We start from the raw sequence: 19,969 nt of genomic DNA, 5'->3' as shown, positions 1-19,969 counted from the left end.
AATTTCATTTACATTAAACGTTATGGCTCCCGATTTAATCTTGTTTAAAATCCTTCTTAGTGAGATGTGTACCATTTTCATCATTGTATCTTTCTATTGCTGCCGCCAACTCACGTGACGCTTTGCCCTGCGAGCGTTCTTCAAAAACCGCATCTCCGACGACAAACTTAACAAGAGGTGCTCGTTTACGCTGAATCGTGGTAGAAGATTTTGAGTCAGCTAAAGCCTTTCGTTTTTCAACAAGTTCGATAGGAATTTCAATACCAACGGATTGCAATGCTTCTATGGCTATTTCGACCTTTTTCATTTCTTCAGCCGCTTTGCGTTCTTCTATAATGTGTTTGATTCTATCACGTATCGCCTCCAACTCATCCAGGTGTAGCTCTAAGGCTCTGATAGTATTGCGACTATTAAAAATTTCTATTGCTGCTTCTTGCTTTTCAGTCAGCGTCATGAGAGGTAACTCCTTTGAATCGGTAATGAGTAGGATTTGATTTTAAACGAAACTTATAAACTGTGGAAGTTTTTAATAATTAAAAAGATTTGTATTGAAAGATATTATTTCTTTTATATTTACAATTGGTTTTAAATGTGATTTATTACACTCATCGTAAACATTATAAGGATAGCGATGTGTTTAAGCGAAGTGCTCGTAAGTATGTATATAAAAACCCAGAATTAGAAATTGATTTAAAACCTTTAAAAGATGAATTGAATGTGTTTAATGAATTCATCTCTGATGAAAATACGTTGTTTAATGAATTCATCTCTGATGAAAATACGTTGTTTAAAGCGAATTTATTAACCGTTGAGGAACAACGTGATGGTTTTAAATTTGATAATTTAAACTCTGCTCATGCTTCTAATTACGCTATTTTTGAAAAAAGCTGTACCAACAAGAAAACCACTCAGGAAACAATGAACATCCAGAATAGAAAAGAATCACGAGTCCCTGGTCTTTACGGTTGTAATCGATATAAATCTAGACGAAATGTTCAGGTAAAAGAAACGGAAAGTTTTTGCTTCTTTTAAAGTGAAGCAAGGGAATTACTATGATTAGCCAACATCTGTGCAAACAAATGCCTAATGATGTCCAAGTGCGTTGCACCGCTCATTACTCCAGCAATGAACAGTGGTTTCTTTTTATCTCTGAAACAGCAAAAGAGATGGATCTAGAACTAAGCCATGAACTCAATGGGGTGGGAGAATTACTTTGGCAAACTGTCTTCAACATCATTCATTGCCCATACTGTGGATTAAGGCTGGAACCCGATTTAAAAGCCAAACCTCATTTTCACAAAGCCGTTAACTATAAACGGACTTAGCAACGCTACCTTCGTGTTTGTCATGCTTATAAGCATGACTCGATGTTCCAGGATTGAGAATAGAGTATGAGAAAATGCAGTAAATGTTAAAAGTCTAAATTATTTAGTCTTTCTGTTCCCTTTGTGCTGGTATGGGGTAAAGTGCAATTGGCTGGGGACGTACTATTGGCACGCTGGTGGGGAGTTGTTTAGCTATGATTGTCCAATTTCTGCTTGCTCAGTACAGCGGCATACTATTTTTTACGAGTGGCGCGATAAAATGTGAGTCTTAGTAACTCACCGATAGAAATGAGTGTACCGCCACACTGGTTAAGCCTGTGTGGTTCCCCCTAGTTACTTAAACTTATCGACAATGAAATCGATAAATAAACGGGTACGTTTAGGTAGATTCTCTCTAGACGAATAGTAAATCCAAACAGGTTTTGCAATTGGCCATGATGACTTCAATATTGGAACGACATCACCGCTCTCTAGTTCCTCTTCGACATGCCATTTGCCCATATAAACAATACCTAAGTCTTGCATCATCAAAACTTTGACCGCGCTGATATTTGATAGAGATAGTTTCCCTTGGGGAGTAAATTGAATGTGTTCGTCGTTGTCTTCTGATACCGTTTCCTGCAGTGGCCATGTGAACATTCTGCCACTGGTGACTGGGCGGTAAATGATGGCGCTGTGTTGCTTCAAATCATCTATCGATTTTGGTTCTCCAACCTTCTCCACATAACCTCTACTAGCAAAAATACCACTTTGCATTTGGTAAATGGTTCTCGCTACAAGACGGCTATCTTCGTTGATACAATTTCCGACGCTTACGTCAAATCCTTGATCAACGACGTCGAGTACACCATCACTGAGAACAAAATCTAATTCGATATCTGGATACATAGCAATGAACTCGCCAACGTGAGGCAAGATAAACTTTCGACCAAAACTGTCAGGTAAGTTAATTCGCAATTTACCTGATGGATTTCGGTTCTGCTCCGTCAAACTATCTATACTCTCTTTAATTTCTGAAAGTAGTGGCTCAACTCGATGGTACAGATTCTCCCCATCTTCAGTGAGTGAAAATTGACGGGTGTTTCGATGAAAAAGGCGAACACCTGCCTGTTTTTCAAGTGCGGCTACGCCTTTACTTACCGCTGCAGCTGAGATGCCTAATTTGCGTCCGGCTGCAGAAAAACTCCCTTCTTGCGCTGAACATATAAATAATGGTAACTGAGTTGGCAACATAAATGAGTTCCTAAGTACACAGATATACGTATATTAAGGGTAATTGCAGATCTATAGTTTAAACTTATAGTTACATATGTTTCAATATAATGTTGTTTCTCGATTAAGGGGAGCAGGACAGTAGTTTTCGTTGTTCCCTTCTAATGTAGATCATCAGAATTTCTGCGTAATTTAAAAAAAGAAATTGAATGCTCTGTTGGTTGGGTAAATTGTTATATCGGTATCAATTTCCATTTTCTGAAATACTTCCGAAAACACATCAATAAATGCAGACCCATTCAAAGAATCAGGCTGAATTTCAAGCCATCCTTTCGATATTTTTAACCAAATAATCAATCAACAATCTCACGCGAATTGGCAAATACTCGCGTGATGAATAGTAGCACCATATGGTTGTTGGCTCGCCCCAATAGTGCTTTAAGATCGGTTTGACAAAACCTTGTGCTAGCTCTTCTCTAAATAGCCAACACCCCAACATACAAATACCCGCACCCGCTAATGTCGCCTGTTTGGCTGCTGCGAAATTGTTGACGATAAGCTGCCCACTTGGTTCATACAGCTTGGCTTGATTATCTTCTTTTACACGCCAGTAGTGAAAGCGTCCCGAAGTCAGAGAGCGTACAGGTATACAGTGATGATCGGCTAAGTCATCAAGTGTTTGTGGTTCCCCGTGATGCTCAAGATAGTCTGGTGAGGCGTAGATGCCGATATCTTGAACAAGAAGTGGACGTGCAATAAGGCGAGAATCTTGGTTGATTGCGACACCAATACCTAAATCAAACCCATGCTCGACCAGATCGACATTACGATCATCAAAATGCAAGTCGCAGGTGATGTGCGGATAGAGCGCCATAAACTCGATAACCAAAGGCAGAATATGCTCTTGTCCAATAGAGCTAGCTGGGAGGTTAACTTTAATCGTACCACTGGCCGCATTGGAGGTTTCTGAAATCTGCTCGATGGTATTTTGTATTGACTCAATTGACGGAGCCAAACTATCTACCAGTTGTTTACCCATCTGGGTAAGACTAAGCGAATGGGAGGATCGGAAAAACAGTTTTACTCTCCATTCCTCTTCGAGCTTGGTGATGGCTTTGCTGACAGCAGGTGCGGAAATACCCAATGCTCTTGCTGCCGCTGCGAAGCTGCCACTTTTAGCTACTTGAATGAAGATGGGTAACTGCGTGGGGAGTGATTTCATTAACTTTTATTTATCTTTAAGGTGAATGAATAAACACTACAAGTTAATAAGATTTTGGTCAACACTAGCGACATACAAGCAGGCAGAAAGAACGAGGTTATGATGAGCTTACCTAAACTTCACCAAACTATTATTGAAGGTGCCTTTGAGCTGTTTACAACATTGCTTGAGCAGGGCAGTGACGTCAACCAATTAGACCCTGTCATGGGAAATGCTCCATTACATATTGCGGCGCAGCAAACCTCTGACAAGTGGGTCAACGCATTGCTTGACGCCGGTGCTTTCATCAACATACAAACCCCTAAGCATGGTGTAACCCCGCTTATAATTGCAGTTTGGCATCGTAAACCTGGCATCGTAGATGCTTTGCTCGCAAGGCCTGATGTGAATGCAGAGATTGTTTCGACTTTTGGTGTAAAGGCTGAAGACTTATTAGATTTCGGTGGCAGTGATAGCGATATGTTTGGTTGTGAGCAGACTGACAAACTAAAAGCTTTATTTAGCCAATATAAACAACGCCGAGTTGAGCTTGAACAAGCGCTTAGTGCTTACCAAATTGTCACTCAAGTCGGCAAAACGGATAAAGAAAAGGTGGCTCAGCTTGAGGCATTGGAAGATTGGTCTTTACTCAATGCCACTTCTCCGATTACTTCTTCAGGGAACGACGAGCATACTGCGGTGATGGTCGCCGCTCGTGATGGTTTAGTTGAAAGCTTGAGACTTCTTATGGCTCGTGGTGGCGATCAAACAATTCCTGATCACTACATGAAAGCGATCCCACTTCATAAAGCAGCTTATAACGGTCAAGCGGACGTCATAAAAATTCTTGTAAACTATCCTGGGTTTGAAGAAACGTTGAATGCTCAGGGGCCAAACAATGGCTATACCCCTCTTCATGATGCGATTTGGCATGGGCATAAAGAGGCAGCAAAAGCCCTAATTGATGCTGGTGCCAGAACGGATGTAGTGAGCTTTGACGGTAAAACGCCACTTGAATTAGCCAAAGAGTACCACTACCAAGATATTATCGATTTATTGGAGAACAAATAATGAACGTACTTGTTGTTTACTGGCACCCAGAACCAAAAAGTTTTAATGGTGCAATGTTTCGTCGCTCTGTAGAAGTGTTAGAAGCAGCAGGTCATGATGTGAAAACCTCAGATTTGCATTCGATGAACTTTGACCCTGTGTCAGGCCGACACAACTTTAACACCACCAACGATGGTGAGTTTTTCAAACAACAACTCGAAGAAATGTACGCAAGTGAACATCACGGTTTTGTTCCTGAGATTGAAGCTGAAATACAGAAACTGGAGTGGTGTGATTTGGTTATTTTCCAATTTCCGCTCTGGTGGTTTGGTATGCCTGCGGCACTTAAAGGATGGGTTGAGCGTGTATTTGTGATGGGACGAGTCTATGGTGGCGGCCGCTTTTATGAACATGGCGTCTTTAAAGGTAAAAAGGCAATGCTGAGTATTACGACGGGCGGTCCAGAAGAACTGTATGTTAAGGGCGGATGGAATGGCGATTTGGATGCTATTTTGCGCCCAATTCACCGAGGTGTGTTCGAATTTACCGGCTTTTCCGTACTAGAACCGCATAAGGTGTTTGGACCTGCACGTAAGACTGAGCAGGAACGTATCTATGAGCTTGATAACTATGCTTTTCGACTACAAAAGATTTTTGAAGAATCTTCCATTGAAGTCGGGGAGTACTAGTGCGCGAACGTAGCAAGTAACGATAATAGTGTGGTGAAGTATAAAAACGCAGAATAGTGTGATCGATATTCTTCGTGCTTGGGGCATCAGTCACAGACACATTAACCAGCTTATAGATAGTGACGCTTCCGAAAAAGAAGAAACTCCTCTTGATACGAGAATTGGATTCAAAATCATGAGTGAGCTGGTGTCCACTAAGCATGGTTTAGGAAGAAGCGTATGTTGATGTTGATCATAATGCTCATATGCTTACGTGTAAATCAACTGGTGAACTTGTGTCAGTTGGTTGTTCTGGCTTCCTACTACAGTTTTTAGAATAAATGAGCAACTCATACATCACTGTTCATGTGTTTGATTATGATAGTGGTTAGTTAGTGAGATAGTACGATACTTGTACTTATTCATCGAAAGATGCTTGTAAAACAACCATCTTTCGTCAGATCTAGATTATTTCAAAAAGCTCTTTTTCCACACGACAGTCTGCATACGCCCAACTATTAGGTACTTCACTTCTAATACTGCCGGGTTGAATTCTTCTTTTGCTTACTCTGTTCCTCATGGTAAATATTCTCGCAACGTCCAGTATTGATGAAAACGAGCCGTTTCTATATCCCAAGATAGGAGACGAGTGATCCATTTATCTTCACTAAACTCAAAGGGCTAGCTGTATCGTATGTAAGAGTAGAAAGCCCGACAAGGAATCTTGTCGGGCAATAACATCATTGGTTGCTGAGTACCCGGATATCAATGTTCATGAGTGTATTTATAGTTATTTCTTTATTCATCTGAGTAGGGCTTTTTGTTTACTGAGAGTTTCCAGATCTTAAAGTTGGAATTTTTTGGCGAGTTGAAATTCATCTTACCATCAACCCAAACATGCAAGTTGTTAGAAGAGATATAGATGTTATTGTCAGCGCCCCAAGCGAGAGTATCTGGCCAGACCATTTCATGGTTGTAAGTCAGGCGACTTATGTCACCGGTTTGTGCATCGCGCTTCATGATTCCATTGATCGTCAGCCCTGTCATGTATAGGTTATTATCGCGGTCGGCAGTCATACCGTCGGTGTTAGACGGCAACGTAGTGACCTCTTTCACACTTGCTTGCAGTTCATCTTCTGAGCGGGAGAAGTCACGTAAGATTGCGGTTTCGATAGAGTATAGGGTGTTACCTGTTAGATTGGTCCAGTAAAGAGTTTTCTTATCTCCTGATAGAGCGATACCGTCCGCGCCGGTCAGCATAGGATTTTGTGAAAGTACTGGCTCGCCGTTGATGTTAAAAAAGAAATTCTTCTCATTATTAGTGAACTTGGTTCCGGATAACACACGACGTGCTTTGTTTGAGTTGCTGTCGTACACGATCAGGCCTCCATCTAGTGGCTGACAGAAGATGCCTGAATCAGTGATATAGGCAATGCCACTATCATTATCCACGACGATATCATTCAGGAATGAGCACTGACGGCTACTGTCCTTATCGCTAAACTCATATCGCTGGATCTCTTTGTTTTTATCAATATCCCACAACACCAGTTTCTCATCGCCTCGCTTGGTTGGAGCACCTGCGACATGGCCCTGATCCAATATCCACATGACGTTGTTACGGTCGACTTCAAAGCCCAGAACCGCCTTTAAGCCTTTCGGGTTGTTTACATCGTTTATTTTCTCAGAGGGGTAAGGTACCAGTTTGTACTCGCCGTCCTGCTTTTTCAGTTTAGATAAAGTAGCTGGGATATCGGCGCCACCCCAGCGAGCAGTAGAGACATACATCTCACTGTTTTTATCAACCTTGACACCCTGCATAAGAGCCTTGCCATACATGTCGCTTTTTTCCCAGCGCTGTTTTATCTGCTTATCTTTTATTATATATGTCAGAGCATCCCACTCTGCTACGATCTCAAGCTTTGGGATGTCTGTTGCCATGGTTGTGGTGGAGATTACGGACGCAGAAAGTAGGGTAAGAGTAAGTATAACGTTTCCTTTCATTGCAGTTTCCTTGCTATTAGTTGTATTGTCTAGCATTCTTGTGACTGTGAACTTTTAACCAGCTATGAAACCTTTTGGTCAAAATGTTCCCTCCCGCAGATGGCGGGAGGGGCAGTCTGAACGGTGCTATTCTCGTTTCAGATCTGTGGATATAAATACTCATAATGATGGTGGTGGTTTTATTAGTTCTGGATTTGGGAGAGTACATCGCGTACTAACTGACCCAGTTCATCCCATCTACCTCCGGTGATAAGTTGTTTGTCCACCATCCAAGAACCACCGCAGCAAACCACACTTGGCAGTGCTAGGTAGTCTTTGATGTTAGACGGTGTGATGCCTCCTGTTGGCATAAAACTCAGTTGGCGATATGGACCTGAAACGGCTTTGAGTGTTTCGACACCACCATTTGCTTCCGCAGGAAAGAACTTAAGCATGGTTAAACCAAAGTTCATTGCCTGTTCCATCTCTCCTGGTGTCGCAACGCCCGGAATAATGTCGATGCCACGAGTGACACAGTGACGAACGGTTTCTGGGTTAAAGCCCGGAGATACAACAATTTTTGCGCCTGCTTCGATTGCTTGATCTGCCTGTTTTGGGTTGGTTACTGTTCCAGCAATCAGTAGCATTTCAGGAAATCGTTGGCTAATAACTTGTATTGCTTCTAATGCAACTGGTGAGCGAAGGGTAACTTCTGCAATAGGCAAGCCGTTTTCAATCAGTGTTTCCGCGAGAGGTATTGCGTCTTCTAGATTGTCTATTTGAATAACAGGTACAACTCTGGCGCTCGCAAGTAGATCTATAGCTTGTTTCATTACGCTTTTACCTCTGCTTGAAATGCCAGTACTTGCTCTGCTGTTGGGATTGGAGCCACTGCTCCGTAACCAGTCGTTGTTAGTGCGGCTGCGCAGTTTGCATAAGCAAGAGCCTGTTCCAGAGACTTGCCTTTTACTACCTGACTCAGGAATGCACCAGAGAAGCAATCACCAGCGCCTGTTGCATCAACGGTATCGACTCTATGACCAGCAGCTCTAAAGCGTCTGTCAGTGGTTGCTACCATCGCACCATCTTTGCCCATTTTCAGAACAACCGTTTTTGCTCCAAGACCTAGGTAAAAGTCAGCCACTTCATTCGCATCTTCAAGGCCAGTAAGAAGCTGAGCTTCATCAAGGCTAGGCATGCAAAAGTCAACGTGACGGATTGTCTCATGAATCACTGCTCTTGCTCTTGAAAGAGGCCAAAGCTTAAGACGAAGGTTGGTGTCAAAAGAGATCATTGTGTTTTCTCTTTTCGCTATTTCAATGGCTTCAAATACAGCGTCGCTGGAAGAATCACTGATTGCATGAGTAATTGCAGAGGTGTGGAGTAACTTTGCTTCTGCAATTGCACCTTGTGGAATTTGCTGTGGAGTAACAAGAGATGCAGCTGAGCCTTTACGGTAAAACGTAAAGTGGTGTCCGCGCTCATCGTGGGAAATAAAGTAAACGCCAGTAGGGGCATCCGGGTTACGAACAACAAAGTCGGTTTTAACACCTTCTTTTTCCCATAGTTCTACAAACTGATCGCCAAATACGTCGCTTCCTAGATGGGCTAGGATTGCAACATTTGCACCCTGACGAGCTGCACTTACTGAGAAATTGGATGTATCACCACCAAAACCACTCAGGTAAGAGACCGCTTCTGTCTGCCCCGGAATTTGAGAGAATTCGAACAGTGGCTCGCCAAAGGAAAGAATATCAATAGTCATGCTTTTATCTCTTACAAAAAGCCAGTTGGAAATAGAAAATCCAACTGGCTGCTATTATGAATGATTAGATACGACCGTATTTAGCAAGGCCGTCACGTAGTGAACCACTTTGGATGATCAGTTTTGCCTGTTCTAGTTCACGTGAGTCGATAGACTGGGATTCGCGAAGAACGGCTTCTACATGCTCCTGAGGTACACAAACCACACCGTCTACATCACCAATGATGAGATCTCCTGGACGAATCAGGGCTTCACCAATTTTTACAGGTTTATTTGCCGCTACCGTCTTGAAGCGACCAAGAGTCGTGCCAGGCGAAATTGTTTTTGAGTAAACAGGGAAGTCGTAATCACGACGAATTTCAGCGATGTCTCGCATGCCACCATTAAGAACAGCGCCCTCGTGTTTATTCGCAACAGCACCTGCGGTCATCAAGCCGCCCCAAACCGCAACGGTTTCTAGCGCAGCATCACCAGAGATAACGATCACACTTCCTTCTTCTGACTCATCAATAGCATCGAGAGCATGTTGAGGAGGCAGTTTTTCAAGTGTCGATTCTTCGAGAATAGTGACTGCTGGCCCAACAATTTTCTTCTCGTTGATTCGATTTTTGATATCAAAAGGCAGATACATGGTTTTGCCCAGTAGCAGGTCACAAGCATCTGCAATAGAAGCGGTTGAGAAGATTGCACGGTATCCGTCGATGATTTCTTTGCTGTACATGGTTATTTCCTTCGCTTAATAAAGTTATAATTTGGTTTCTTACTGGTTAACCCAGCTGCTTGGTTTTTCGCCATCAAATACGCGTAGTACTTCCACAGCGCCTTTGTGCTGAAGCTCCACAACTGACTCTTCTGTGAACCAGGCGGTGTGATCAGTGCAAATCACGTTTGGTAGCGTTAACAAAGGGTTGTCTTGCGGTACTGGCTCTGTCTCAAATACGTCGATACCAGCGGCATGAATTTTGTTTTGTTTTAGTGCTTCATACAGAGCTTGCTCATCAACAAGGCCACCACGGCTGGTGTTTACCAGTACGGCCATAGGCTTCATCTTGCTAATGAGTTGACCATTTATCATGTGGCGAGTGTGCTCATTCAATGGTGCATGCAGAGAGATAAAGTCGGATTCGCAAACCAGAGTTTCCAAATCCACTTTTATTACACCGGCTTCCTTAGCCTGTTCTTCGGTCAATGCCGGGTCAAAAACCATCGTGGTTTTAAAGCCAAGACCAGACGCTTTTTCTGCAAAGCAGCGAGCGATGCGGCCAAAGCCAACTACGCCAAGAATTTTGCCTCCCATACGGGGGATAGGCTCTGCCTGTCCGATACCCCACTTACCATCTCGAACATCTTTGTCGCGAGTTACGACACGGCGAGTGGCTGCTACTAAAAGAGAAACGGCGTGTTCTGCTACATCTTCAGACCCGTAATCCGGTACATTTGCTACATAAATACCTTTTTCTTTTGCGTAGTTAAGGTCGATGTTGTCCACACCTACGCCGTACCGAACAACTATCTGGCATTTTTCAGCTGCATCCAGGATCTCAGCATCGACGATGGCTTCCCGAACCATAATTGCGTCTGCGTCGGCCACTTCTTTTAAGATTTCACTTTTCGCTGTACCAATAGGCAGAGAGGTAAAGTGAGCTTTATGGGAGCTAAGAACTTTTTCCTCTTCTTTGTAATCCAGATATCCAGGTTCAATTACAACTACTTTTGTCATGGTCTTTTCCTAAAACTGACATGTTAGATTTACATTAATTAGAGTTGTCAATTATCGATTTTGCAATCTGACATGTTAGATTGTGTGAGTTTTGTCACTATAATGAGTTAAATTTAGGGCGGTTTTTAGGAATTCTGGCCGAGATCACTTAAAAGTTAGAGAGTGTTAGTTCAGAATGTAATGGAAAACTGAAATGTCAAAAAGGAAAATAATGATGAAAAAAGGTACCCTATACCTCGCACTATCTATCGCAATTTCAGGCGTAACGAGTACTCAAGCCTTCGCTGAAACCACTATTCGTGTTGGCCACGGCGCGGCTGATACCTACCACATGCATAAAGCGTGGGTGAAATTTAAGGATCTTGTTGAGGAAGAATCAGAGAACGAGATTACAGTTGATATTTACCCGAATGGCCAGGTTGGTGGTGACCGAGAACTCACTGAAGCTGTACAGTCGGGTATTATTGATATGACAGCTCCGGTGGTTGAAGTAATGGCAGGTTGGGACCCCGCGTTTTCGGTACCTGGTCTTCCATATACATTTTCCAGCCGTACAGATGCTCTGGAAGCACTTAATGGTGAATTTGGTCAACAGTTACTGGCTAAAGTTGAAGACTTTGGTATTAAAGGATTAGGTTGGATGGAAAATGGCATTCGTCATATTACTAGCAACAAATGTCCTATCAATCAGCCGTCAGACTTGAGTGGTGTTAAAATTCGTACCATGCAGGTTGAAGCTCACATGGATGCCTTCAAAGCAATGGGGGCAAACCCAACCCCGATGTCCTTCAACGAAGTATACTCAGCACTCCAGCAAGGTGTTGTGGACGCTCAGGAAAACCCACTAGGTCACATCTATTCATCTCGTTTCTATGAAGTCCAAGATTGTTTGACGTTGTCCGGCCATGTCTACTCAACTCATATGGTTCTCGCAAATCCAGATTTTTACGCAGGGCTATCCGATAAAGATCGCGCTCTAATAAATTCTGCGTTATTACGTGCCATTGATTACCAGCAAGAAGTGATTGCGGGCGAAGAGCAAGAGCAGTTAGCAGCTATCAAAGCGGCAGGTGTGACGATAACTAGCCTAACACCTGAAGAGGTGGCTAAGTTCCGTGCTGTTACAGCCCCTATTCGTGAAAAATACACTAAGTTAGTTGACCCAAAACTTATTAAAGCACTGAGCCAATAAGAGCCATTACGGCCCAGCTATTCACCATGGCTGGGTCAGAGGATTAGAGAATGAAATGGTTGAAAATATTAGACGAGAATATTGAAGCTTGGATGATTAACTTTCTGCTGGCGAACATAGTTTTCTGGATTTTCTTACAAGTAGTGATGCGTTATGTGTTTAGTAATTCGCTGCCTTGGAGTGAAGAGTTTGTTCGTTGGTGTTTTATTTGGTTTATTTGGGTAGGGGTGAGTTATGGGTTTAAAACGCGAAAACACATTTCTGTAACCGCGCTGATTAACTTATGCCCTAAACGCGTATTTGACGTGATTAACATCCTCGTTAACTTTGTCGTCTTATGGTGCATGATAAAGCTGTTTATCTATGGTTGGGAGCAAATTAGTAGTCCAATTATTGCGAGGCAATCTTCGGTCGTCCTTTACTGGCCGATGTCAGAAACAAGGGTAAGTATGCAATGGCTATATGCCTCACTGCCTGTTGGGGCGTTGCTGAGCGCTTATAGGTTAGTGCAAAATCTTTATCAGGATATCTATTCAATCTTTTCGACAAAGACTTCTAATTCATCACTGTCGAGTGAGGGAGGTAAGTGATGGTTACGATTACATTATTCGGTGTATTTCTGCTGTTGGTTTTACTCGGAGCACCAGTTGCGATTTGTTTGGGTGTGTCATCGTTGGTGGTTTTAGAATATTTACCTCAAACGCCGAACATCACTCTACTTGCAAAAAGTGCGGTGATGGGAGGCAACTCGTTCCCACTGGTGGCAATTCCATTGTTCGTTCTTGCGGGTGAAATCATGCAACGTGGTGGATTATCATCCCGAATCGTAGGCGCGGCATATAATCTGGTGGGACACTTTAAAGCGGGCCTAGCATATGTAAACGTACTCGCCAGCATGTTTTTTGCTGCAATATCTGGCTCTTCTCCGGCCACAGTTGCAGCGATTGGATCGAACATGGTTCCAGAGATGGAGCGTGTCGGTTATAAACGTCCGTTTTCCGCTGCAATCACTGCGGCTGCGGGTATTACAGGGGTCATGATCCCACCTTCAATTCCACTTATTATTTACGGTGTGACGGCAAACCAGTCTATCGGAAAGCTATTTCTTGCAGGAGTATTACCTGGGTTACTTTTTGGTTTAGGTTTCATGTTAGTTGCAAAACTTAATGTAAACAAAAACTTGTTACCTGCGAGTAGAGCAACTAAGAGAATGGAAGATGCGATTTCATCCATTGAAACCAATAAACAGAAAGGTTGGCGTCAGCATTCAATCTGGGCCTTGATTGTGCCAGTTATCATCCTTGGTGGTATCTATGGAGGTATCTTTACACCAACGGAAGCGGCCGGGGTGGCTGTTGTTTATGCGCTAATTATTAGTTTGTACATCTATCGTGATTTGAAGCTAAGTGACTTAAGCGGTGTATTCTTAAAGTCAGGTTTAACTTCTGCAACAGTGCTTGTAATGGTGGTTATGGCGGCGTCTTTTGGTCGATTGTTGACTCTGGAACGTGTTCCAGTGGAAGTGGCGAATATGATCACTGCAGTGTCTGAAAACCCGCTTATTGTCCTGATGTTAATTAATATTATGCTACTGATTGTCGGTATGTTTATGGAGACCATTGCATCAATCATCATACTCACACCAATTTTGTTACCGATTGTTCAAACAATGGGAGTGGACCCAATACACTTTGGTATTATTATGACGGTTAACTTGGCTATCGGTTTTTGTACGCCACCGTTAGGTGCGAACTTGTTTGTTGCCACCGGGGTAGCGAATGTGTCATTGGAAGCACTTGTTAAGTCCATGACACCATTCTTAGTTGCAATGTTTGTCATGCTAATGATGGTTACTTTCATTCCGCAAATATCACTACTACTACCATCTATCTTAATGTAATGTTTGACAAATATGACGAAGGGAGCATTTCTATGTGCTCCTTCTATTTGTTTTCTGACATTTCAGGTTTAGACAATAAGCAGTATAATAAATCAAAGCCAATTTTTATGAGCGAAGACTAGATGAAGCAAGACTTACTTAAAGATGTCATTTACCGCCGTATTCGTGAAATGATTATTGTTGGCACTTTGCCTATGGGGATGAAACTTTCCGAAACCGTGCTAGCCAACAAGCTAAACGCGACCAAAGCCCCAATACGTGATGCGCTGAAGAGGCTACAAAGTGAAGGACTTGTGCAAATAAAACCCAAAAGCGGTACGTTTGTATTCCATGTCACAGCAGGAGAGTTTAACGAACTACTAGAGTTTCGTTATTTCATTGAATCTGAAGGATTGAAGCTTGCGTGGAAAAACAACCCTAAGCAGTTGATTCAGGAACTATGCTTTATCCTCGACAAGATGGAAGTCTGCCTAAGCAATGCTAGCACCCTAGAATACTTAACACTGGATAATCAGTTTCACCAAACCTTTATCTCTCTGTGCGATAACCGCTATTTTAAAGAATCTTACGAGCTTATCTCTGCACGTATGGCGACAGCGAGGAATCATTTAGGGGGTAATCAAGAGCATCTCCAGCGATCGTTTGAGCAACATAAAACGATAGTTAGGGAATTGCAGACGGAAAATATTAATGGTGCTATCTATCAGTTAATCTGCCATATACTACCTGAGCATGGCGCTTACTGGAGCACAGCAAATCTCTCGTGAGTCCTTTTATGTTAATTGTGTTTAATGTTAGGGCGAATTTGTTGCTGAATTCAGCTTACGAGCGGAGGTTAGCTAAATCGCTCGTCTTTTAAACGACATACTGAGTTTCAGGCATACCAAACCCTGTAAGCTCATTTGGTGTTTTTATAATAGCGTAAGTCTCACCAATCTGAGTATTTAATTTCTTAGGTTTAGTTTCCCATCTTTCAACTGTTTTACTCGGAACATTGCTGTCTCGATGGTGAATGCTTATGATAACCATACCGCTTTTTCGACTTATTGTTGGAACCGTATAGTTTCTGGCAACCTACCGCTTAACTACGAGGGTGCCCTTGTTCCTAGAAGGCTGTTCCTCTCTTGGTGGGATTATCGGAACAGCTCACTTGAACTGTATAGCATCATGTCAATTCCTTGTGTCATGAGAACCGTCGCCTGATATTTCAATGATTTTTCGACGTGTCTGCTTAAGTAAGTTGGGAAGCACTTCAGCATCGGTTACATTAGATAAGGTAAGCTCTGCTGCAACTGTTTCGTGGGCGCTGGTACCTACTGTGATATGCAACTTACGCCAAACTCTACGCTTCCCGTTATTGCCATGCTTCTTGACCTTTCATTCACCTTCACCAAAAATCTTGAGACCAGTAGCATCGATGACTAGATGTTTCATCGCACCTCTGGTTCTAAGTTTTAAATGAAAACTTAACTTCCTTGGCGGTTTATTTATCTTAATTGGTGATCGTATCAATTGAACAAGTTATCACTATCAAAGGCAATCAAAGTGATTTTAACTAACTCGGTTGATTTCTCCATATTTGTCTCGATTTGCGCGAATATTGACTTTCGAGACAGTATGGCAACATTATCGAAAATAGCATACTAAATCACATAGAGAATATGACTCATGAGTGAATTTAGAGAGGCATTATGAAGATCCATCACCTACGTAGCGCAACTTTTATCATTGAATCTGGCGAAAAATTTATCCTGATTGATCCTATGTTGGGAAAAAAAGGCTCTATGCCTCCATTTTCAGTCATTAAGGCCAAAGCAACGAAAAATCCAACAGTTGAGATGCCAAGCAATGCAGATGAGCTGCTAAATAAGGTTACTCATACACTAATTACCCATAGCCAAACATTTGGTATCAAGGCGTTGCAACACGGGGATCACCTAGATGCCGCTGGTGAGGCGTTTTTGACAGGTCGTAACATCCCAGTGGCGACACCAGTCAAAGATAAAGCCTACTTAGAAAAATACGGCTTAACGATAAAGTGGGGAATTGAAGACTGGCAAACTATCGACTTTTTAGGTGGAAAACTAACTGCAGTTCCTGCTTTACACGGTCATGGTTGGATTCATAAGGTAATGGCAAATGGCGTTGGATTTTTCTTAGAGCTTCCCAATGAACCCTCTATCTATATCAGCGGTGATACGGTTCTGACCGATGATGTAAGACGAGCGTTGAATGAGTTAAAACCCGACATCACAGTGGTGGCAGCAGGCCGTGCTCGTATGGATGTTGGTCAACCGTTGTTGATGTCTATTGATGAGGTCATGGAGTTTGTTCGCCTTTCCCCTAATAAGGTGATTGCGAACCATATGGAGGCACTAAACCACTGTGCAGTGACTCGCCCAATTCTGAAAGAAGCAATTAATAAAAACGGTTTGTCAGATAAAGTCCTTATTCCTGTTGATGGTGAGACGTTGGAGTTTTAGATACCTCAGCACTGTGATGAGATTTTTACGTCATGCATGGTTTTGACTTGCTTACCTTGAAGTTTGAGTTGGGTAAGATGTTGTTAATATAAGGCCTCAAAGCGCTCTTTTTCAGACGGGGTCATAGTGTTCTCTCAAGTAACACACTACCGACATGATTGTGTTACTAAAGAGTACGATTATTCGTTTCTGCTGCGGAGCGGCTACGTTCAACAACTTCCTACCCCAAAAACGTGTTGGTGACTAGGAAGAAATCCATGCTGGACTAATTCAGCCAAGTAGGCTCTTCTTCGGTCTTAACTGACCAGAGGTTATCTAAGAGAACGTCATTACTGTCGGGTTTACTGTTGTCGCTTAACTCATCTACTTGGATCAGCATAGGCAAATCAAACGAAGTACCAGTAATAATGCAAGAGCCTCTTGATAGGTTCGGAATCAATGAGCGAGAAACAGAGTCTAATGTACTGATAGTGTTATCTAACAAGAACAAATCACGGTCATTAACTAATCGATGGATAAAGAAATTGTGCAACTGAGACATAATTGTTGCTGAGATATCCGCTGGTCGTTGACTCGATAACGTAAGGAAAATACCGAACTTACGACCTTCCTTAATCAATTCTTCAAACAACTCTAGACGATAGTCTTTCCAGTTAGCCTGTTCACGCACTGATTGCTGAGAAAGAATGTTGTGTGCTTCATCGATGATTAGGTGCAGCGTTTTTTCTGGTGGGCTTTGTTTAACTTGTTTTTTGTGAGAATTGTAATAGTGCTTCGTGATAAGAAGGGGGATGATTTTCTTCACGTCTTGGTTGCAATTTCGCAGCGAAATGACGGTTAGCGCCTTACTGTCAGCAGCAACACTGTACTCTACTTTGATTACCTTGGATAATCCTCCTAGTGATGATTCCGCACGCTTTAGTAATGGTTGTATGTGATCGAACTGAACAAAGTTGTACATCAAATCATTAATCAATTTCAATTTGCACAGGATTTGAAATTCTTGAAATGCATCAAGTTCGTTTATATCAACATCATCAACAGTATTTTTTAGATAGAGATTATATTGGCTTTCGTTATTGAAGAATTCAAAACCAGACCCGACACGGATTTTGAAGTTGCTCCCATGCCAACTGACATCCTTGAGTATATCTACGCTATCAGTGCTCTTTAGAACGCTTTTGAGGAGATCAAGTACCTCAGGCTTTTGAGATGTTGAAGTAAAGCAGAACTTAATCGTGTACTTTAAGTAACTTAGAGCACTTTCTTGACCTGAACCGTACTTTGAACGCCCTTGCAGAACTCGATTAATAAACGGTTTTTGTGTATTGGTTGTGGCCTGGAAGAGAATTGAAAGCGTCTCTGCATTCCAGAATTCATCTTCGGCCAGCGGGAATTGATCGACTGCTGTATTCGTATTAAGATCTATAGCGTGCTTATGTTCCAGTGACACGATTTGATCTTTGATGTACTCACCATTGAAATCGAGCAGTACAAACTTACTGACAGGTTTGATTTGCTCATGCTTTTCATCGAACAAAGTAGTGAAGAGTTTCGTTAGAGTATTTGATTTACCGCTACCAGTATTTCCAAAAATACCAATGTGAGTATTAAACAACTTCTGCCAAGGTAGCGATATCGCAATCCCTTCTTTTAACAATGATCCTATGCAGAAATCTGATTCAGTACTAGATGAATATACTGTCTTTAAGGTTTGCTCAGGTAACAGGAAGGCAGGATCACGGATTAACGGTAAGAATTTGATGCCTTCAAAGAACTTTCCATTTTCAATGTAGCCAATAGGTCGAACATGTACTTTTCGGACGTACTCGATTTTATCCGTGCTCTCTTGGAAACGTCTTTCATCTAAGTACTCACCTTCAACGATGCATACAATGTCACGGAAGCCACGCTGAATTGAAACGTACTCTCTGATAGATATCCCCTTGTATCGCTGACCTTCATAGAAAATGGTGTCTTTGTTCGATGTCTCATCAACCGTCAAAGTTATTTGAATGCCATTTACCGCTGTGACCTCACCAATGAAGATGCTCATGCGTCATCCTCATCAAGTGTTAGGACGTGAGAATTGAAGTAAGAGAAATCTAATGCTTCACCTTCTTCATGGACAACGTACATGATGTTATTGAAGTCAGAGAAATGCTTCTCCAATTCAGGGATCATGGTTTCTCTGTAGCAACAGATGTATACCTGTAGAGTAGGGTTCGTCAGAGAGCGTTTAATCAAGTTCCTGATGTGTTCATCAGCAAATGAGAACCCGAAGGCAATTAATACACTATTTGGCTTTTCTAACTCGTAACTAAGGTGGCGCAGCATTTGGTAATAGTGTTCTTCAAATACTGTTTCATGGAACTTCCATTTTGTAGGGTTCACGATAGGTAACTTGTTATATTCCCTGTAGAAGTTATCTTGTCTGTGTTCAAACGCCGCTTTGTGATCTTCATCTATTGTCATTGAACACAATTGATCCACAGTGTGGGAGCCACTTTCTAACATCTCTTTAAAATCACCGTAGTACATACTGTCGATTGATGATTCAGAAACGATTTGATCCGCAGAGGAGTAATCAACGATGATAGAATTGTTGTGCTTACGCCAAAAAGCCGAACCATGAAGATGGATAAGATTGATCTGTCGTTGGACTTCTTTGCTTCTGTCGAAAATACCTGATTCAGTAGTCATACAATCGAAGTTACGAGCTTCGACGATTTTCTTATGGAAACCTCGAGAGCCGTCGTTGATGTTGAATCGAATGGATTTTTCTTCGTAGAGTTCATCTGCTGCATAGGCAAGGCAGGAATCGTAGTTCGTGGTGAAGAAGTTGATCTTTCTATCGTAACTTCGCTTTCGACGGAGTATCTCAAGGTTTAATTTCATGAACTTCTTATAATTATCGATGACTACTTGCTTGTCACCCTCTAAGTTGGCGAAGTCAACAGAACTAACGGGCTTGATGCATTCCTCATAATAATACATGAACAGCAAGGCTTTGAAGTGTTTAGCATCAATAGAATCGAACTCAGTAGCCAAAGTTTCAATCGTTTCCCATTTCCCCTCAGTTTGCATGTTCAACGTAAGAGTTGGGAATAGACCTGCTGATGCACCTGCTCCAATCAAGTAGTTTATGTTCTTGTCGTGTAGGTCGTTAAGATCGATTTTGAAAGTCGTCATAGGATCGAATGCTCAAATAATTATTAAATTTGTTGATAAGCAACTATTTTAAAATTGAGATTATCGAGAAATGAAATGATGGTCAATTCCCAATAATTAGTGCGGATTTAGTAGGGGAAGTGACTAATTATCTACCTCAGAAATACCCCGAAACGTTTTAGTCTTCAACTAGCATGCTCTCTTCAAACGCCTAAGTTTGATTAGATTCCCAAAAAATTGATTATCATCCGTCATTCTTCAAAATCAGTTTAAAACGGGATAGTCATAAGAGAGACTTA

General features: G+C 42.1%; 19 protein-coding genes and 1 pseudogene. 9 read left to right on the top strand and 11 right to left on the bottom strand.

Annotation, left to right across the window (positions count from 1 at the left end; genetic code table 11):
• Positions 1-34: 34 nt before the first annotated feature.
• Positions 35-454, bottom strand: a complete 420-nt coding sequence (locus WJM94_RS03180) for a hypothetical protein (protein ID WP_444492791.1) — start codon at positions 452-454, stop codon at positions 35-37.
• Positions 455-633: 179 nt separating this feature from the next.
• Here WJM94_RS03180 and WJM94_RS03175 point away from each other — a divergent pair, with 179 nt between their 5' ends.
• Positions 634-1,032 (top strand): hypothetical protein, encoded by a 399-nt coding sequence (locus WJM94_RS03175; protein WP_444492790.1) that lies wholly within the window; start codon positions 634-636, stop codon positions 1,030-1,032.
• Between the two features lie 20 nt (positions 1,033-1,052).
• Complete coding sequence (locus WJM94_RS03170) at positions 1,053-1,325, top strand: hypothetical protein (RefSeq protein ID WP_444492789.1); 273 nt, start codon at positions 1,053-1,055, stop codon at positions 1,323-1,325.
• A 333-nt stretch (positions 1,326-1,658) separates the two neighbouring features.
• Here the strand turns inward: WJM94_RS03170 and WJM94_RS03165 are convergent, their stop codons facing one another.
• Together WJM94_RS03165 and WJM94_RS03160 are read right to left on the bottom strand one after the other, a co-directional pair.
• Positions 1,659-2,558, bottom strand: a complete 900-nt coding sequence (locus WJM94_RS03165; protein ID WP_444492788.1) for a LysR substrate-binding domain-containing protein — start codon at positions 2,556-2,558, stop codon at positions 1,659-1,661.
• A gap of 298 nt (positions 2,559-2,856) precedes the next feature.
• Positions 2,857-3,759: a LysR family transcriptional regulator gene (locus tag WJM94_RS03160; RefSeq protein WP_444492787.1), complete on the bottom strand. Its 903-nt coding sequence runs from the start codon at positions 3,757-3,759 to the stop codon at positions 2,857-2,859.
• A 99-nt stretch (positions 3,760-3,858) separates the two neighbouring features.
• Here WJM94_RS03160 and WJM94_RS03155 point away from each other — a divergent pair, with 99 nt between their 5' ends.
• Together WJM94_RS03155 and WJM94_RS03150 are read left to right on the top strand one after the other, a co-directional pair.
• Positions 3,859-4,809, top strand: coding sequence for an ankyrin repeat domain-containing protein (locus WJM94_RS03155; RefSeq protein ID WP_444492786.1), 951 nt, complete (start codon positions 3,859-3,861; stop codon positions 4,807-4,809).
• Positions 4,809-5,477, top strand: coding sequence for an NAD(P)H-dependent oxidoreductase (locus WJM94_RS03150; RefSeq protein ID WP_444492785.1), 669 nt, complete (start codon positions 4,809-4,811; stop codon positions 5,475-5,477). The genes WJM94_RS03155 and WJM94_RS03150 overlap by 1 nt, the downstream gene beginning before the upstream one ends.
• 777 nt (positions 5,478-6,254) lie before the next feature.
• On the opposite strand, the gene WJM94_RS03145 is transcribed toward WJM94_RS03150, so the two are convergent.
• The 5 genes from WJM94_RS03145 to WJM94_RS03125 all read right to left on the bottom strand — a co-directional run bounded on the left by WJM94_RS03145 (position 6,255) and on the right by WJM94_RS03125 (position 10,924).
• The gene (locus WJM94_RS03145; RefSeq protein ID WP_444492784.1) at positions 6,255-7,460 is read right to left on the bottom strand and encodes an L-dopachrome tautomerase-related protein; all 1,206 of its coding nucleotides are present in this window, start codon (positions 7,458-7,460) and stop codon (positions 6,255-6,257) included.
• A 182-nt stretch (positions 7,461-7,642) separates the two neighbouring features.
• On the bottom strand, positions 7,643-8,272 hold the full coding sequence (locus tag WJM94_RS03140) for a bifunctional 4-hydroxy-2-oxoglutarate aldolase/2-dehydro-3-deoxy-phosphogluconate aldolase (protein WP_444492783.1): 630 nt from the start codon (positions 8,270-8,272) through the stop codon (positions 7,643-7,645).
• Positions 8,272-9,204 (bottom strand): sugar kinase, encoded by a 933-nt coding sequence (locus tag WJM94_RS03135; protein ID WP_444492782.1) that lies wholly within the window; start codon positions 9,202-9,204, stop codon positions 8,272-8,274. Before WJM94_RS03135 ends, WJM94_RS03140 begins: the two co-directional genes overlap by 1 nt.
• Before the next feature lie 64 nt (positions 9,205-9,268).
• On the bottom strand, positions 9,269-9,925 hold the full coding sequence (locus tag WJM94_RS03130) for an RraA family protein (RefSeq protein ID WP_444492781.1): 657 nt from the start codon (positions 9,923-9,925) through the stop codon (positions 9,269-9,271).
• Positions 9,926-9,964: 39 nt separating this feature from the next.
• Positions 9,965-10,924 carry a C-terminal binding protein gene (locus WJM94_RS03125; RefSeq protein ID WP_444492780.1) on the bottom strand — a complete coding sequence of 320 codons (960 nt, stop codon included), beginning with the start codon at positions 10,922-10,924 and terminating at the stop codon, positions 9,965-9,967.
• A 214-nt stretch (positions 10,925-11,138) separates the two neighbouring features.
• Between WJM94_RS03125 and WJM94_RS03120 the strand changes: the two genes are divergently transcribed.
• The 4 genes from WJM94_RS03120 (at position 11,139) to WJM94_RS03105 (ending at position 14,783) form a co-directional block, all read left to right on the top strand.
• Positions 11,139-12,116 (top strand): TRAP transporter substrate-binding protein, encoded by a 978-nt coding sequence (locus WJM94_RS03120; protein WP_444492779.1) that lies wholly within the window; start codon positions 11,139-11,141, stop codon positions 12,114-12,116.
• A 50-nt stretch (positions 12,117-12,166) separates the two neighbouring features.
• The gene (locus tag WJM94_RS03115; RefSeq protein ID WP_444492778.1) at positions 12,167-12,706 is read left to right on the top strand and encodes a TRAP transporter small permease; all 540 of its coding nucleotides are present in this window, start codon (positions 12,167-12,169) and stop codon (positions 12,704-12,706) included.
• Positions 12,706-14,016, top strand: coding sequence for a TRAP transporter large permease (locus WJM94_RS03110; RefSeq protein ID WP_444492777.1), 1,311 nt, complete (start codon positions 12,706-12,708; stop codon positions 14,014-14,016). Before WJM94_RS03115 ends, WJM94_RS03110 begins: the two co-directional genes overlap by 1 nt.
• 122 nt (positions 14,017-14,138) lie before the next feature.
• Positions 14,139-14,783, top strand: a complete 645-nt coding sequence (locus WJM94_RS03105; RefSeq protein WP_444492776.1) for a GntR family transcriptional regulator — start codon at positions 14,139-14,141, stop codon at positions 14,781-14,783.
• Positions 14,784-14,871: 88 nt separating this feature from the next.
• On the opposite strand, the pseudogene WJM94_RS03100 reads toward WJM94_RS03105, so the two are convergent.
• Positions 14,872-15,471: pseudogene (locus WJM94_RS03100) on the bottom strand (IS5 family transposase); the annotation flags it as partial.
• Positions 15,472-15,707: 236 nt separating this feature from the next.
• Between WJM94_RS03100 and WJM94_RS03095 the strand changes: the two are divergent.
• On the top strand, positions 15,708-16,499 hold the full coding sequence (locus tag WJM94_RS03095; RefSeq protein ID WP_444492775.1) for an MBL fold metallo-hydrolase: 792 nt from the start codon (positions 15,708-15,710) through the stop codon (positions 16,497-16,499).
• 265 nt (positions 16,500-16,764) lie between these two features.
• Here the strand turns inward: WJM94_RS03095 and WJM94_RS03090 are convergent, their stop codons facing one another.
• Both WJM94_RS03090 and WJM94_RS03085 read right to left on the bottom strand, forming a co-directional pair.
• Positions 16,765-18,555 (bottom strand): ATP-binding protein, encoded by a 1,791-nt coding sequence (locus tag WJM94_RS03090; protein WP_444492774.1) that lies wholly within the window; start codon positions 18,553-18,555, stop codon positions 16,765-16,767.
• A complete protein-coding gene (locus tag WJM94_RS03085) occupies positions 18,552-19,691 on the bottom strand; it encodes a hypothetical protein (protein WP_444492773.1) in 1,140 nt (379 codons plus the stop codon). Before WJM94_RS03085 ends, WJM94_RS03090 begins: the two co-directional genes overlap by 4 nt.
• Positions 19,692-19,969 lie beyond the last annotated feature (278 nt).

Origin of the sequence: Vibrio sp. YIC-376, from assembly GCF_052353105.1 — a bacterium.
In the GTDB taxonomy this organism is placed as follows: domain Bacteria; phylum Pseudomonadota; class Gammaproteobacteria; order Enterobacterales; family Vibrionaceae; genus Vibrio.
This window is presented reverse-complemented; position numbering and strand designations above follow the sequence as displayed.